Origin of the sequence: Burkholderia sp. JPY481 (assembly GCF_038900515.1) — a bacterium.
Classification (GTDB): Bacteria; Pseudomonadota; Gammaproteobacteria; order Burkholderiales; family Burkholderiaceae; genus Paraburkholderia; species Paraburkholderia youngii.
The window spans coordinates 24,515-38,888 of the sequence record NZ_JAYMRT010000007.1 but is presented as its reverse complement, the minus strand read 5'-3'; the positions used below and the strand labels follow the sequence as shown (position 1 = coordinate 38,888).

Below are 14,374 nucleotides of genomic sequence, written 5' to 3'. Positions count from 1 at the left end.
ACAGTGTGCGGCGCGGTTAAATAAAGACTCAGGTGAGTGTGATGCTGTATTTGAAAACATTGATTATCGTCGTTCAGTTGTTGTCGGCGCTCGGGGTCATCGGCCTCGTGTTGCTGCAGCACGGCAAAGGGGCCGACATGGGCGCGGCTTTCGGCAGCGGCGCATCGGGTAGCCTGTTCGGTGCGACGGGTTCGGCGAACTTCCTGTCGCGTACCACGGCGGTGCTCGCAGCGCTGTTTTTTGCCACGACCTTGGCGCTCACTTACCTTGGTGCGTATCACGTGAAGCCGTCGTCAGGCGTGCTGGGCGCGGCAGCTACTGCACCGATCGCGGCTTCACCTGCTTCCGCACCGGCTGCAGGTTCAGCTCCGGTGGCGGCATCGCCCGCAGCGCCGGCTTCGCCTGCGTCGGTTCCAGCAACGGGTGTGCCGAAATAAATTTTCGGTAGGCGTGCTCTTGTGCGTTGAACAATCTGTTTAAACAAGTTACAATTCAAGTCTTGAAGCGATTCGCGGGTTTTACAAGTTGTTTTCCCGGATTGCATATAGTGCCGACGTGGTGAAATTGGTAGACACGCTATCTTGAGGGGGTAGTGGCGAAAGCTGTGCGAGTTCGAGTCTCGCCGTCGGCACCAAATGTTATCTAAATGCCAGCCGCTTGCTTCGCTTCGGCTGGCATTTTCACTTCTGGCGTATGGCTATGAGCTTACGTCATGCGTGTTCAGGAAGTGATTTCGCGTCAGGGGTGCTATGCTCCTGACGGCACTCAGAACCAACCGATTGAGGATTGTCTTGAACCTCGCAGCCTATTTCCCCGTTTTGTTGTTCCTTATTGTGGGCACCGGTTTAGGCGTAGCGCTGGTCAGTATCGGCAAGCTCCTTGGTCCCAACAAACCCGACACCGAAAAAAACGCACCGTACGAGTGCGGCTTCGAAGCATTCGAAGATGCGCGCATGAAGTTCGATGTGCGCTACTACCTCGTCGCCATTCTCTTCATCATTTTCGATCTTGAAACCGCGTTCCTGTTCCCGTGGGGCGTGGCATTGCGTGACATCGGCTGGGCCGGGTTCACGGCAATGATGATTTTCCTGCTCGAGTTCCTGCTTGGTTTTGCCTACATCTGGAAGAAGGGCGGCCTCGACTGGGAATGATGGATTAATCGCCGGTTTGCGTGGGTGGCCAGGCTTGCCGCCCCGTCTGGAGTGGAAAGCAAATGAGTATCGAAGGGGTCTTGAAAGAAGGGTTTGTCACCACTACGGCAGACAAACTGATCAACTGGACGCGCACCGGCTCGCTGTGGCCGATGACGTTCGGTCTCGCATGCTGCGCGGTCGAGATGATGCATGCGGGCGCCGCCCGTTATGACCTTGACCGCTTCGGCGTGGTGTTCCGTCCGAGTCCGCGTCAGTCGGACGTGATGATCGTCGCCGGTACGCTGTGCAACAAGATGGCGCCCGCTCTGCGGAAGGTCTACGACCAGATGGCGGAACCGCGCTGGGTGATCTCGATGGGCTCGTGCGCGAACGGCGGCGGCTATTACCATTACTCGTACTCGGTGGTGCGCGGCTGCGACCGGATCGTCCCGGTCGACGTGTACGTGCCGGGTTGTCCGCCCACAGCGGAAGCGCTGGTGTACGGCGTGATCCAGCTGCAAGCCAAGATTCGCCGCACCAACACCATCGCCCGTCAATAAGGCCAAAGCCTCCCCACAATATGGCAAGCAAACTCGAGACCCTGAAAGCGAACCTCGAGGTGGCCTTTGGCGGCCTCCTGACGAGCGTGACCGAGTCGGTCGGTGAATTGACGATCGTCGTCAAGGCTGGCGACTACCTCAACGTGGCAAAGCGCCTGCGCGACGACCGCTCGCTCGGTTTCGAGCAGTGTGTCGACCTTTGCGGCGTCGATTACCAGACCTATGCTGAGGGCGCTTACGACGGCCCGCGTTTTGCAGCAGTGCTGCATCTGCTGTCGGTGCAGAACAACTGGCGTCTGCGTCTGCGCGTATTCGCGCCGGACGACGACATGCCGATCCTGCCGTCCGTCGTCGATATCTGGAATTCGGTCAACTGGTACGAGCGCGAAGCGTTCGACCTGTACGGCATCGTCTTCGAAGGTCATCCGGACTTGCGCCGCATTTTGACCGACTACGGTTTTATCGGTCATCCGTTCCGCAAGGATTTCCCTGTCTCCGGCTACGTCGAGATGCGTTACGACCCGGAAGAGAAGCGCGTCGTCTATCAACCGGTGACGATCGAGCCGCGGGAAATCACGCCGCGCGTGATCCGCGAGGATCGCTATGGCGGTCTGAAACACTAAGAGAACGTCATGGCAGAGATCAAGAACTACACGCTCAACTTCGGTCCGCAGCACCCGGCAGCGCACGGTGTGTTGCGTCTCGTGCTCGAACTCGACGGCGAAGTGATTCAGCGCGCCGATCCGCACATCGGTCTACTGCATCGCGCGACTGAAAAGCTCGCCGAAAGCAAGACGTTTATCCAGTCGGTGCCGTACATGGACCGTCTCGACTACGTGTCGATGATGGCCAACGAGCACGGCTACGTGCTCGCAATCGAGAAGTTACTCGGCATCGACGTGCCGCTGCGCGCGCAATACATTCGCGTACTCTTCGACGAAGTCACGCGCGTGTTGAATCACCTGATGTGGATCGGCGCGCATGCGCTCGACGTCGGTGCGATGGCGGTGTTCCTGTATGCGTTCCGCGAGCGCGAAGACCTGATGGACGTGTACGAAGCGGTGTCCGGCGCACGGATGCACGCGGCCTACTACCGTCCGGGTGGCGTCTACCGCGATTTGCCTGACGCAATGCCGCAATACAAGGCGTCGAAGATTCGCAATGCGAAGGCGTTGTCGAAGATGAATGAGAACCGTCAGGGTTCGCTGCTCGACTTCATCGACGACTTCTTCACCCGTTTCCCGAAGTGCGTGGACGAATACGAAACGCTGCTCACCGACAACCGGATATGGAAGCAGCGTCTGGTCGGCATCGGTGTGGTCAGTCCGGAGCGCGCGCTGCAACTCGGCATGACCGGCGCGATGCTGCGTGGCTCGGGCGTCGAGTGGGACCTGCGCAAGAAGCAACCGTATGAAGTTTATGACAAGCTCGACTTCGACATTCCGGTCGGCGTGAATGGCGATTGCTACGACCGCTATCTGGTACGCGTCGAAGAAATGCGTCAATCGTGCCGGATCGCGAAACAGTGCATTGAGTGGCTGCGTAAAAATCCGGGCCCTGTGATGACGGACAATCACAAGGTGGCGCCGCCGTCTCGCGTCGGCATGAAGTCGAACATGGAAGATCTGATCCATCACTTCAAGCTGTTCACCGAGGGCTTCCACGTGCCGGAAGGCGAGGCGTACGCCGCAGTCGAACATCCGAAGGGGGAGTTCGGCATCTATCTGATCTCGGACGGCGCCAACAAGCCATATCGTCTGAAGATCCGCGCGCCGGGCTATGCACACCTGTCCTCGCTCGACGAAATGGCGCGCGGCCACATGATCGCCGATGCCGTGACGATCATCGGCACCCAGGACATCGTGTTCGGCGAAGTGGATCGCTAGGACATATTCATCGACGCGCGTCCGCGGTCGTTGCACCGCCACGCGCGTCAAGCAAAGGAACGCCGGGTCTGTCGCAGTATCACGTGAGCGACAGGTTTTCGTTCGGTAGGAATTGAAAGAGTCGTGTCTGAAAATGATCTCAGCTGAAGGCCTGAAAGAAATCGATCGTGCGGTCGCAAAGTACCCCGCCGATCAGAAACAGTCCGCCGTGATGTCGGCGTTGGCCACTGCTCAAACCGAGCATGGCTGGCTGTCGCCCGAACTCATGCAGTTCGTCGCGGATTATCTCGGCATGCCGGCAATCGCCGTGCAGGAGGTAGCGACCTTCTACACGATGTATGAGACCTCGCCGGTCGGTAAGTTCAAGATCACGCTCTGCACGAACCTGCCGTGCCAGCTCGGCCCGGACGGCGGTTCCGAAAGCGCCGCTGAATACCTGAAGCAGAAGCTCGGCATCGACTTCGGCGAAACCACGCCCGATGGCAAATTCACGCTGAAAGAGGGTGAGTGCATGGGTTCGTGCGGCGACGCGCCGGTGATGCTGGTGAACAACCAACGCATGTGCAGCTTCATGAGCCGCGAGAAGATCGACCAGCTGCTCGAGGAACTTTCGAAATGACGGCTTTACACGATCGTCACATCAAACCGCTGATTCTCGCCGGACTGAACGGCGACAACTGGCATCTCGAAGACTACGTGGCGCGCGGCGGTTACGCCCAGCTGCGCCGCATCCTGGAAGAGAAGATCGCGCCCGAGCAGGTGATCGCCGACGTCAAGGCGTCGGGTCTGCGCGGCCGCGGCGGCGCGGGCTTCCCGACCGGTCTCAAGTGGAGCTTCATGCCGCGCCAGTTCCCGGGCCAGAAGTACCTCGTCTGTAATTCGGACGAGGGCGAGCCGGGTACGTTCAAGGACCGCGACATTCTGCGCTTCAATCCGCATTCGTTGATCGAAGGTATGGTGATCGGCGCGTACGCGATGGGCATCACGGTCGGCTACAACTATATCCACGGCGAAATCTGGGAAGTCTATAAGCGCTTCGAAGAAGCGTTGGAAGAAGCTCGCCGCGCCGGGTTCCTCGGCGACAACATCATGGGCTCGGGCTTCTCGTTCCAGCTGCATGCGCACCATGGTTACGGCGCGTATATCTGCGGCGAGGAAACCGCGCTGCTCGAATCGATCGAGGGCAAGAAGGGCCAACCGCGCTTCAAACCGCCGTTCCCGGCGAGCTTTGGCGTGTACGGCAAGCCCACCACGATCAACAACACCGAGACCTTCGCGGCGGTGCCGTTCCTGCTCGCGATCGGACCGCAGAATTACCTTGAAATCGGCAAGCCGAACAACGGCGGCACGAAGATCTTCTCGGTGTCGGGCGACGTCGAGCGTCCGGGCAACTACGAGATTCCGCTCGGCACGCCGTTCGCGACGCTGATGGAACTCGCCGGCGGCATGCGCGGCGGCAAGAAGATCAAGGCCGTGATTCCTGGAGGTTCATCCGCGCCGGTGATTCCGGGCGAGATGATGATGCAGACCGACATGGATTACGACTCGATCGCGAAGGCCGGCTCGATGCTCGGCTCGGGCGCGGTGATCGTGATGGACGAGACGCGCTGCATGGTGCGCTCGTTGCTGCGCCTGTCGTACTTCTACTACGAAGAGTCGTGCGGTCAATGCACGCCTTGCCGTGAAGGCACGGGCTGGCTGTATCGCGTCGTACATCGTATCGAGCATGGTCTCGGCCGCCAGGAAGATCTGGATCTGCTGAACTCCGTCGCCGAAAACATCATGGGCCGCACGATCTGCGCGCTCGGCGACGCGGCAGCGATGCCGGTTCGGGGCATGCTCAAGCACTACTGGGACGAATTCGAATATCACGTCGCCCACAAGCATTGCCTCGTCGGCGGCCATGCCGGCACGGCGGCGGCGCCCGAAACAGTGGCAGCCTGAGTCGCGCCGACAGATTTGGCTGACGAATAACTACCAGACGAACACCTCAACCGCAGGATTCATCGCCCGAAGCGGGCGATGAACAGGCGAACGATTGAGCGGTAACAGGTTAAGGAAGATTGACCATCATGGTTGAACTGGAAATAGACGGCAAGAAAGTCGAGGTGCCTGAAGGCAGCATGGTGATCCAGGCTGCGCATAAGGTCGACACCTACATTCCTCACTTCTGCTATCACAAGAAGCTGTCGATTGCGGCCAACTGCCGGATGTGTCTGGTCGATGTCGAGAAGATGCCGAAGGCCGTGCCCGCGTGCGCGACGCCGGTGTCGGCCGGCATGATCGTGCGCACCAAGTCGGACAAGGCGGTGAAGGGCCAGCAAGCTGTGATGGAATTCCTGCTGATCAACCATCCGCTCGACTGCCCGATCTGCGACCAGGGCGGCGAATGCCAGTTGCAGGATCTGGCCGTCGGTTACGGCAAGTCGTCGTCGCGCTATAGCGAAGAAAAGCGCGTGGTGTTCCACAAGAACGTGGGCCCGCTGATCTCGATGGAAGAGATGTCGCGCTGCATTCACTGCACGCGTTGCGTCCGCTTCGGCCAGGAAATCGCCGGCGTGATGGAACTCGGCATGCTGGGCCGCGGCGAGCATTCGGAAATCACGTCGTTCGTCGGCAAGACGGTCGACTCGGAACTGTCGGGCAACATGATCGACCTGTGCCCGGTCGGCGCGCTGACCAGCAAGCCGTTCCGCTACAGCGCCCGTACGTGGGAGCTGTCGCGCCGCAAGTCGGTGAGCCCGCACGATTCCGTCGGCGCGAACCTCATCGTGCAGGTGAAGAACAATCGCGTGATGCGCGTTCTGCCGTTCGAAAACGAAGCGATCAACGAGTGCTGGATTTCGGACAAGGACCGCTTCTCGTACGAAGGTCTGAACAGCCCCGAGCGTCTGACCAAACCGATGCTCAAGCAGGGCGGCCAGTGGGTCGAAACCGACTGGCAAACCGCGCTCGATTATGTGGTCAAGGGTCTGAAGGGCATCGCGGGCGACCACGGCGCGAACGCGCTTGCGGCGCTGGCGAGCGCGCACAGCACAGTCGAAGAACTGTTCCTGCTCAAGCAGATTGCGCAAGCGGTCGGCACACCGAACGTCGACTTCCGTCTGCGCCAGTCGGACTTCTCGGCTCCCGTTACGGGCGCGCCGTGGCTCGGTACGACAATCGCCGATCTGTCGAACGTCGATGCGGCGCTCGTGATCGGCTCGGATCTGCGTCGTGATCATCCGCTGTTCGCCGCGCGTCTGCGCCAGGTCGCACGCGGCGGTTCGGCGCTCACGCTGATCCAGGCCACCAACGACGACGCGATGATCCCGCAGGCGCACCGTGTGGTCGCCGCACCGTCGGCATGGCTTGAGGCGTTGGCAGGGATCGCCGGCGCGGTGGGCGAAGCGAAGGGCGTCGCACTGCCGGAAGCATTTGCGGGCACGCAGCCGACGGACGCGCACAAGCAGATCGCTAAATCGCTGACCAACGGCGCCCTGCGCGTCGTGCTGCTCGGCAACGAAGCGGTCCGCCATCCGGACTTCGCGGCGATCCACGCCGCGGCGCAATGGATTGCCGAGGCAACCGGCGCTACGCTCGGTTTCCTGACCGAAGCGGCCAACACGGTCGGCGCGCACCTCGTGAACGCGCTGCCGGGCGAAGGCGGTCTGAATGCCCGCGAAGTGTTCGAACAGCCGCGCAAGGGTTATCTGCTGTTGAATCTCGAGCCGGAATTCGACACGGCCAATCCGGCGCAAGCGCTTGCCGCTCTGAAGCAGGCCGAGATGGTCGTCGTGATGTCGCCGTTCCAGACCGGCGCGGACTATGCCGACGTCCTGCTGCCGATTGCACCGTTCACCGAAACGGGCGGTTCGTTCGTCAACGCGGAAGGCACGGTGCAGGCTTTCAACGGCGTCGTGCGTCCGCTCGGCGACACGCGTCCGGCGTGGAAGGTGTTGCGCGTGCTGGGCAGCCTGCTCGGTGCGCCGGGCTTCGAATACGACACGGTCGAGGAAGTGCGCACAGCCGCGCTCGGCGACGGTGACCTGAGTTCGAGGCTGTCGAACCGTACCGGCGTCGCGGTGACGCGCGGCCACGCCGTGAAGGCGGCGGAAGGCAAGTTCGAGCGTCTCGCGAACGTGCCGATCTATCATGCCGACGCGCTGGTGCGTCGCGCGGAGTCGCTGCATCTGACCGCGGCGGCCCGTACGGCGAATTCGGTCGGCCTGCCGGCTGCGCTGTTCGACAAACTGGGTTTGAAAGAGGGCGACGCGGTGCGCGTTCGTCAGGGCGAGCAAGCGGTGCAGTTGCCGGCCGTGCGCGACGCGAATCTTGCGGAGACGGTGGTCCGCGTATCGGCGGCTACGCCTGCCGGTGCAGCGCTGGGCAGCCTGTTCGGTGAACTGGTGGTGGAGAAGGCGTAAATGAGCTTGTTCGATACGATCAACTCGGGCGGCGCCCAGCTTCTCGGTGTGGCATGGCCCACGGTGTGGGCGCTCGTGCGCATCCTGGTGGTGGCCGTCGTGATCCTGCTGTGCGTCGCTTACCTGATCCTGTGGGAGCGTAAGCTGATCGGCTGGATGCACGTGCGTCTCGGTCCGAACCGCGTCGGCCCCGGCGGCCTGTTGCAGCCGATCGCCGACGTGCTGAAGCTTCTACTCAAGGAAGTGATCCAGCCCGCCCAGGCGAGCCGCTGGATCTACATCATCGCGCCGATCATGGTGGTGGTGCCGGCGTTCGCTGTGTGGGCGGTGATTCCGTTCCAGGCGGGCGCGGTGCTCGGTGACATCAACGCGGGTCTGCTGTACGCGATGGCGATTTCGTCGATCGGCGTGTATGGCGTGATTCTGGCCGGCTGGGCGTCGAACTCGAAATACGCGTTCCTCGGCGCGATGCGCGCGGCCGCGCAGATGGTCTCGTACGAAATCTCGATGGGCTTCGCGCTGGTGGTCGTGCTGATGACAGCCGGTACGCTGAACCTGTCGGGCATCGTCGGCTCGCAGGAGCAGGGCTTCTTCGCCTCGCACGGCCTGAATTTCCTGTCTTGGAACTGGCTGCCGTTGCTGCCGATGTTTGTCGTGTACTTCATCTCGGGCATCGCCGAAACGAACCGTCACCCGTTCGACGTGGTGGAAGGCGAATCGGAAATCGTCGCGGGCCACATGATCGATTACTCGGGTATGGCGTTCGCGCTGTTCTTCCTTGCCGAGTACATCAACATGATCGTGATCTCGGCATTGGCTGCAACACTGTTCCTCGGCGGCTGGAGCGCACCGTTCGGGTTCCTGTCGTTCATCCCGGGCATCGTCTGGCTCGTCGCCAAGGTTTTCTTCCTGTTGTCGGTGTTCATCTGGGCGCGTGCCACGTTCCCGCGCTACCGCTATGACCAGATCATGCGTCTCGGCTGGAAGGTCTTCATTCCGGTCTGCGTGGTGTGGCTGGTGGTGGTCGGCTTCTGGATCATGTCGCCGTTGAACATCTGGAAATAAAGGGCGGACGAACCTATGACCGCAATCCAAAACTTCTTCAAGACTTTCTTCCTCACGGAACTGCTGAAAGGCCTCGCGCTGACCGGACGCTACACGTTCCAGCGCAAGGTCACCGTGCAGTTCCCGGAAGAAAAGACCCCGATCTCGCCGCGTTTCCGCGGTCTGCATGCGCTGCGCCGGTATGAAAACGGCGAAGAGCGCTGCATCGCATGCAAGCTGTGCGAAGCAGTGTGCCCTGCGCTCGCGATCACGATCGAATCGGAAACGCGCGCGGACAACACGCGCCGCACGACGCGCTACGACATCGACCTGACCAAGTGCATCTTCTGCGGTTTCTGCGAAGAGAGCTGCCCGGTCGACTCGATCGTCGAGACGCACATTCTCGAGTATCACGGCGAGAAGCGCGGCGACCTGTACTTCACGAAGGAAATGCTGCTGGCCGTTGGCGATCGCTACGAAGCACAAATCGCCGCCAACAAGGCAGCCGACGCACCGTATCGTTGAAGCGCTTTCCCGCTGGTGCAGTAAATGCGGCAGCAAAAGCAGTAACACGGCCTGCTGTCGGGCCGACCGCTGCGGCCTGAACGCCGCGGCACGGCGCACCTGTGTGGCGGTACTGGCGGATTGCTCCGCTTTTGCCAACCACGCGTGCCAAAGAACAATGCCTGACGATGGCCTAACGATGAACCGGTAATCATGGAATTCACGACCGTACTGTTCTACATCTTCGCGCTGCTCCTCGTGGTTTCAGGGCTGAAGGTGATCACCTCGCGCAACCCGGTGGCGTGCGCACTGTTTCTGGTGCTGGCGTTCTTCAACGCAGCCGCGATCTGGATGCTGCTCGAGGCCGAGTTCCTCGCGATCCTGCTGGTGCTGGTCTACGTCGGCGCGGTGATGGTGCTGTTCCTGTTCGTCGTGATGATGCTGGACATCAATCTCGACGTGCTGCGCAAGGACTTCAAACGCTTCGTGCCGATGGCCTCGGCGGTGGGCGCAATCATCGTGATCGAAACCGCGCTGATTCTGTGGCACGGCTACGGCGCGACCGCCACCGCGCTGCACGACACGGCCTCGGCCGCTGCCGGTATGGGCGACTGGTCGAACACGCGCCTGATCGGCAAGGTCATCTACACCAACTACATCTTCGCGTTCGAAATCGCCGGCCTGATTCTGCTGGTCGCCATCATCGCGGCGATCGCGCTGACCACGAGCCACAAGAAGGACAGCAAGCGTCAGAACGTCAGCGCACAGGTCAAGGTGCGTGCCCAGGACCGCGTGCGCGTCGTGAAGATGCCGTCGGAGAAAACCGCGGCGACCATCGCGGCGGAACAAGCGGCTGCCGCGGCGGCCGCAGCAGCAGCCGACTCGGCAGCAGCCAAGAACAGCTGAGCGGACAGGAGATAGAAATCATGTTGACCCTTGCCCATTACCTTGTCCTCGGCGCGATCCTGTTTGCGATCAGCATCGTCGGCATTTTCCTGAACCGCCGCAACGTCATCATCATCCTGATGGCAATCGAACTGATGCTGCTCGCGGTGAACACCAATTTTGTCGCGTTCTCGCACTACCTGGGCGACGTGCACGGCCAGATTTTCGTCTTCTTCGTGCTGACGGTCGCGGCAGCCGAAGCGGCGATCGGTCTCGCAATTCTGGTGACCCTGTTCCGTAGTCTCGACACGATCAATGTCGAGGATCTCGATCAGCTCAAAGGTTAATTTCAGGAAAAGCGGTTATGTCCACGATACTCAATGAAAACCTGCTGTTGGCAATTCCGCTTGCACCGCTCGCCGGTTCCCTGGTTGCAGGGCTGTTCGGCAAGGCGATAGGGCGGGCGGGTGCGCATTCGGTCACGATCCTCGGCGTCGCGATTTCGTTCATCCTGTCGGTGATGGTCTTCTTCCAGGTGATGGACGGCGCGAGCTTCAACGCGACCGTTTATCAATGGATGTCGATCGGCAAGACGCAGCTCGAAGTCGGCTTCCTGGTCGACTCGCTGACCGCGATGATGATCGTCGTGGTCAACTTCGTGTCGCTGATGGTGCACATCTACACGATCGGCTACATGGCCGACGACGACGGCTACCAGCGCTTCTTCTCGTACATCTCGCTGTTCACGTTCTCGATGTTGATGCTCGTGATGAGCAACAACTTCCTGCAGCTGTTCTTCGGCTGGGAAGCGGTGGGTCTCGTTTCGTACCTGCTGATCGGCTTCTACTTCAAGCGTGAGAGCGCGATTTACGCGAACATGAAGGCGTTCATCGTGAACCGCGTCGGCGACTTCGGTTTCCTGCTCGGCATCGGTCTGCTGTTCGCGTTCGCTGGTTCGATGAACTACGGCGAAGTCTTCGCCAAGCGTACCGAACTCGCCGCGCTGAACTTCCCGGGTACCGACTGGGGCCTGCTGACGGTGGCTTGCATTTGCCTGTTCATCGGCGCGATGGGTAAGTCGGCTCAGTTCCCGCTGCACGTGTGGCTGCCGGACTCGATGGAAGGTCCGACGCCGATCTCCGCGCTGATTCACGCGGCGACCATGGTGACGGCCGGTATCTTCATGGTTACGCGCATGTCGCCGCTGTTCGAACTGTCGGATACGGCGTTGTCGTTCGTCATGGTCATTGGTGCGATTACCGCGCTGTTCATGGGCTTTCTCGGCATCGTCCAGAACGACATCAAGCGTGTGGTCGCTTATTCCACGCTGTCGCAGCTCGGTTACATGACCGTCGCGCTCGGCGCGTCGGCGTACTCGGTCGCCGTGTTCCACCTGATGACGCACGCGTTCTTCAAGGCGCTGCTGTTCCTCGGCGCGGGTTCGGTGATCATCGGCATGCATCACGATCAGGACATGCGCAACATGGGCGGCCTGCGCAAGTACATGCCGATTACGTGGATCACGTCGCTGATCGGTTCGCTCGCGCTGATCGGTACGCCGTTCTTCTCGGGCTTCTACTCGAAAGACTCGATCATCGACGCGGTGAAGCTGTCGCATCTGCCGGGCTCGGGTTTCGCGTACTTCGCGGTGGTCGCAAGCGTGTTCGTGACCGCGTTGTATTCGTTCCGTATGTATTTCATGGTGTTCCACGGCGAGGAGCGCTTCCGCAATCCGAAGCACCCTGAATCGCCGATGGGCGCAGAAGCCGCGTCGCATGCACATGGCGCGCACGGCCGCGATGACCATGGCCATGGTCACGGCGACCACGCTCACGAACCGCACGAAACGCCGTGGGTCGTGTGGGTGCCGCTCGTGCTGCTGGCGATTCCGTCGATCGTGATCGGCGCGATCGGCGTCGGTCCGATGCTGTTCGGCGACTTCTTCCAGCACGGCGTCGCGTTCGACAAGGTGATCTACATCAGCGAGAACCATCCGGCGCTGCATGAGATGGCCGAAGAGTTCCAGGGCTGGGCGTCGATGGGTCTGCACTCGGTGTCGGGCCTGCCGGTGTGGCTCGCGCTGGCTGGCGTGGTAGTCGCATGGTTCCTGTATCTGGTCCGTCCGGATCTGCCCGCTGTCATCAAGCGCGCATTCGGCCCGATCTACACGTTGCTCGATAACAAGTACTACATGGACAAGATCAACGAAGTCGTGTTTGCGCGAGGCGCGGTGGCCATTGGCCGTGGTTTGTGGAAGGAAGGCGACGTGGTCGTGATCGACGGCATCGTCAACGGCAGCGCACGCTTTATCGGCTGGTTCGCTAGCGTGATCCGCTTCCTCCAATCCGGCTACATCTACCACTACGCGTTCGCCATGATCATCGGCATGCTGGGGCTCCTGACCCTGTTTGTAACGCTCGGCGGCAAATAAGGCGAGGGACACTCATGCACGCTTATCCGATTCTCAGCATCGCGATCTGGTTGCCGATCTTCTTCGGTCTGCTGGTCCTCGCGATCGGCAACGACGAGAACCCCGCTCCCGCGCGCTGGATCTCGCTGATCGGCTCGGTCCTGAGCTTCCTCGTCACGCTGCCGCTGATCACCAGCTTCGATTCGAGCACCGCCGACCTGCAGTTCGTCGAGCAGGCGAACTGGATCCAGCGCTTCCACATCATGTATCACCTCGGTGTGGACGGTATTTCGATGTGGTTCGTCTCGTTGACCGCGTTGATCACGGTGATCGTCGTGATCGCAGGGTGGGAAGTGATCACGAAGAACGTCGGCCAGTACCTCGCGGCCTTTCTGATCCTGTCGGGCATCATGGTCGGCGTGTTCAGCGCGGCCGACGGCATGCTGTTCTACGTGTTCTTCGAAGCGACGCTGATCCCGATGTACATCATCATCGGCGTGTGGGGTGGGGCGAACCGCGTGTACGCGGCGTTCAAGTTCTTCCTGTACACGCTGGCGGGCTCGCTGCTGATGCTGGTTGCGCTGATTTATCTGTACAACGAGACCGGCTCGTTCGATATCGCCACGTGGCAGCACGCGCAGATCGCGATGACGCCGCAGGTGCTACTGTTTATCGCGTTCTTCCTGGCCTTCGCGGTGAAGGTGCCGATGTGGCCGGTGCACACGTGGTTGCCGGACGCGCACGTGGAAGCGCCTACCGGCGGTTCGGTCGTGCTGGCCGCGATCATGCTGAAGCTCGGCGCGTATGGTTTCCTGCGCTTCTCGCTGCCGATCACGCCTGATGCGAGCCATTTCCTTGCACCGGTCATCATCACGCTGTCGTTGATCGCTGTGATCTACATCGGTCTCGTCGCGATGGTGCAGGCCGACATGAAGAAGCTGGTCGCGTATTCATCGATCGCACACATGGGCTTTGTCACGCTCGGCTTCTTTATCTTCAATCAGCTCGGCGCGGAAGGCGCGATCGTGCAGATGATCTCGCACGGCTTCGTGTCGGGCGCAATGTTCCTGTGCATCGGCGTGCTGTACGACCGCATGCACTCGCGTCAGATCGCCGATTACGGCGGCGTCGTCAACGTGATGCCGAAGTTCGCGGCGTTCGTGATGCTGTTCGCGATGGCGAATTGCGGCTTGCCGGGCACGTCCGGTTTCGTCGGCGAATTCATGGTGATTCTGGCTTCCGTCCAGTACAACTTCTGGATCGCGAGTGGCGCGGCTGTCACGCTGATTCTCGGCGCGGCCTACACACTGTGGATGTACAAGCGTGTCTACTTCGGCGCGGTCGCGAACGACCACGTGAAGAGCCTGGTCGACATCGACCGTCGCGAATTTTTCATGCTGGCAGTGCTCGCCGCACTGACGCTGTTCATGGGCCTGTATCCGAAGCCCTTTACCGATGTGATGCACGTATCCGTGGAAAACCTCCTCTCCCACGTTGCGCAATCGAAGCTGCCGTTGCCTCAGTAACGACGAGCGGAGGAATTTAA

14 protein-coding genes and 1 tRNA gene are annotated in these 14,374 nt (G+C 60.8%); all 15 read left to right on the top strand.

Annotated features, from left to right (window positions below; all coding sequences use genetic code 11):
* The first annotated feature begins 41 nt into the window (after positions 1–41).
* The 15 genes from secG to VSR82_RS18295 all read left to right on the top strand — a co-directional run bounded on the left by secG (position 42) and on the right by VSR82_RS18295 (position 14,354).
* On the top strand, positions 42–437 hold the full coding sequence (secG, locus tag VSR82_RS18365; protein WP_410850588.1) for a preprotein translocase subunit SecG: 396 nt from the start codon (positions 42–44) through the stop codon (positions 435–437).
* A 112-nt stretch (positions 438–549) separates the two neighbouring features.
* Positions 550–634: transfer RNA gene (locus VSR82_RS18360), tRNA-Leu, on the top strand.
* A gap of 157 nt (positions 635–791) precedes the next feature.
* Positions 792–1,151: an NADH-quinone oxidoreductase subunit A gene (locus VSR82_RS18355; RefSeq protein ID WP_018420012.1), complete on the top strand. Its 360-nt coding sequence runs from the start codon at positions 792–794 to the stop codon at positions 1,149–1,151.
* A gap of 62 nt (positions 1,152–1,213) precedes the next feature.
* Positions 1,214–1,693: a NuoB/complex I 20 kDa subunit family protein gene (locus VSR82_RS18350; RefSeq protein ID WP_006052903.1), complete on the top strand. Its 480-nt coding sequence runs from the start codon at positions 1,214–1,216 to the stop codon at positions 1,691–1,693.
* A 20-nt stretch (positions 1,694–1,713) separates the two neighbouring features.
* Positions 1,714–2,316 (top strand): NADH-quinone oxidoreductase subunit C, encoded by a 603-nt coding sequence (locus VSR82_RS18345; RefSeq protein WP_368587039.1) that lies wholly within the window; start codon positions 1,714–1,716, stop codon positions 2,314–2,316.
* Positions 2,317–2,325: 9 nt separating this feature from the next.
* A complete protein-coding gene (locus VSR82_RS18340) occupies positions 2,326–3,579 on the top strand; it encodes an NADH-quinone oxidoreductase subunit D (RefSeq protein ID WP_013088937.1) in 1,254 nt (417 codons plus the stop codon).
* A gap of 133 nt (positions 3,580–3,712) precedes the next feature.
* A complete protein-coding gene (gene nuoE, locus VSR82_RS18335) occupies positions 3,713–4,198 on the top strand; it encodes an NADH-quinone oxidoreductase subunit NuoE (protein ID WP_013088938.1) in 486 nt (161 codons plus the stop codon).
* Entirely contained in the window at positions 4,195–5,523 is a 1,329-nt protein-coding gene (gene nuoF, locus VSR82_RS18330) for an NADH-quinone oxidoreductase subunit NuoF (RefSeq protein WP_410850525.1), read from the top strand. The genes nuoE and nuoF overlap by 4 nt, the downstream gene beginning before the upstream one ends.
* Before the next feature lie 128 nt (positions 5,524–5,651).
* Entirely contained in the window at positions 5,652–7,985 is a 2,334-nt protein-coding gene (gene nuoG / locus VSR82_RS18325) for an NADH-quinone oxidoreductase subunit NuoG (protein WP_410850524.1), read from the top strand.
* Entirely contained in the window at positions 7,986–9,050 is a 1,065-nt protein-coding gene (gene nuoH / locus VSR82_RS18320; RefSeq protein ID WP_368587041.1) for an NADH-quinone oxidoreductase subunit NuoH, read from the top strand. It begins immediately after the preceding gene.
* A gap of 15 nt (positions 9,051–9,065) precedes the next feature.
* Entirely contained in the window at positions 9,066–9,554 is a 489-nt protein-coding gene (gene nuoI / locus VSR82_RS18315; protein ID WP_013088942.1) for an NADH-quinone oxidoreductase subunit NuoI, read from the top strand.
* Positions 9,555–9,746: 192 nt separating this feature from the next.
* Entirely contained in the window at positions 9,747–10,439 is a 693-nt protein-coding gene (locus VSR82_RS18310; protein ID WP_013088943.1) for an NADH-quinone oxidoreductase subunit J, read from the top strand.
* Positions 10,440–10,459: 20 nt separating this feature from the next.
* Positions 10,460–10,765: an NADH-quinone oxidoreductase subunit NuoK gene (nuoK, locus tag VSR82_RS18305; protein ID WP_006052894.1), complete on the top strand. Its 306-nt coding sequence runs from the start codon at positions 10,460–10,462 to the stop codon at positions 10,763–10,765.
* A 17-nt stretch (positions 10,766–10,782) separates the two neighbouring features.
* Positions 10,783–12,849: an NADH-quinone oxidoreductase subunit L gene (gene nuoL, locus VSR82_RS18300; RefSeq protein WP_429460385.1), complete on the top strand. Its 2,067-nt coding sequence runs from the start codon at positions 10,783–10,785 to the stop codon at positions 12,847–12,849.
* Positions 12,850–12,863: 14 nt separating this feature from the next.
* Entirely contained in the window at positions 12,864–14,354 is a 1,491-nt protein-coding gene (locus VSR82_RS18295) for an NADH-quinone oxidoreductase subunit M (RefSeq protein WP_018431493.1), read from the top strand.
* The last annotated feature ends 20 nt before the right edge of the window (positions 14,355–14,374 follow it).

What these genes read in the sequence shown, in the direction of transcription:
- nuoL (WP_429460385.1), top strand. Translation starts at nt 10,783, where the DNA reads ATGTCCACGATACTCAATGAAAACCTGCTGTTGGCAATTCCGCTTGCA.
- nuoE (WP_013088938.1), top strand. Translation starts at nt 3,713, where the DNA reads ATGATCTCAGCTGAAGGCCTGAAAGAAATCGATCGTGCGGTCGCAAAG.
- nuoI (WP_013088942.1), top strand. Translation starts at nt 9,066, where the DNA reads ATGACCGCAATCCAAAACTTCTTCAAGACTTTCTTCCTCACGGAACTG.
- nuoK (WP_006052894.1), top strand. Translation starts at nt 10,460, where the DNA reads ATGTTGACCCTTGCCCATTACCTTGTCCTCGGCGCGATCCTGTTTGCG.
- nuoF (WP_410850525.1), top strand. Translation starts at nt 4,195, where the DNA reads ATGACGGCTTTACACGATCGTCACATCAAACCGCTGATTCTCGCCGGA.
- nuoH (WP_368587041.1), top strand. Translation starts at nt 7,986, where the DNA reads ATGAGCTTGTTCGATACGATCAACTCGGGCGGCGCCCAGCTTCTCGGT.
- VSR82_RS18295 (WP_018431493.1), top strand. Translation starts at nt 12,864, where the DNA reads ATGCACGCTTATCCGATTCTCAGCATCGCGATCTGGTTGCCGATCTTC.
- secG (WP_410850588.1), top strand. Translation starts at nt 42, where the DNA reads ATGCTGTATTTGAAAACATTGATTATCGTCGTTCAGTTGTTGTCGGCG.
- VSR82_RS18350 (WP_006052903.1), top strand. Translation starts at nt 1,214, where the DNA reads ATGAGTATCGAAGGGGTCTTGAAAGAAGGGTTTGTCACCACTACGGCA.
- VSR82_RS18345 (WP_368587039.1), top strand. Translation starts at nt 1,714, where the DNA reads ATGGCAAGCAAACTCGAGACCCTGAAAGCGAACCTCGAGGTGGCCTTT.
- VSR82_RS18340 (WP_013088937.1), top strand. Translation starts at nt 2,326, where the DNA reads ATGGCAGAGATCAAGAACTACACGCTCAACTTCGGTCCGCAGCACCCG.
- nuoG (WP_410850524.1), top strand. Translation starts at nt 5,652, where the DNA reads ATGGTTGAACTGGAAATAGACGGCAAGAAAGTCGAGGTGCCTGAAGGC.
- VSR82_RS18310 (WP_013088943.1), top strand. Translation starts at nt 9,747, where the DNA reads ATGGAATTCACGACCGTACTGTTCTACATCTTCGCGCTGCTCCTCGTG.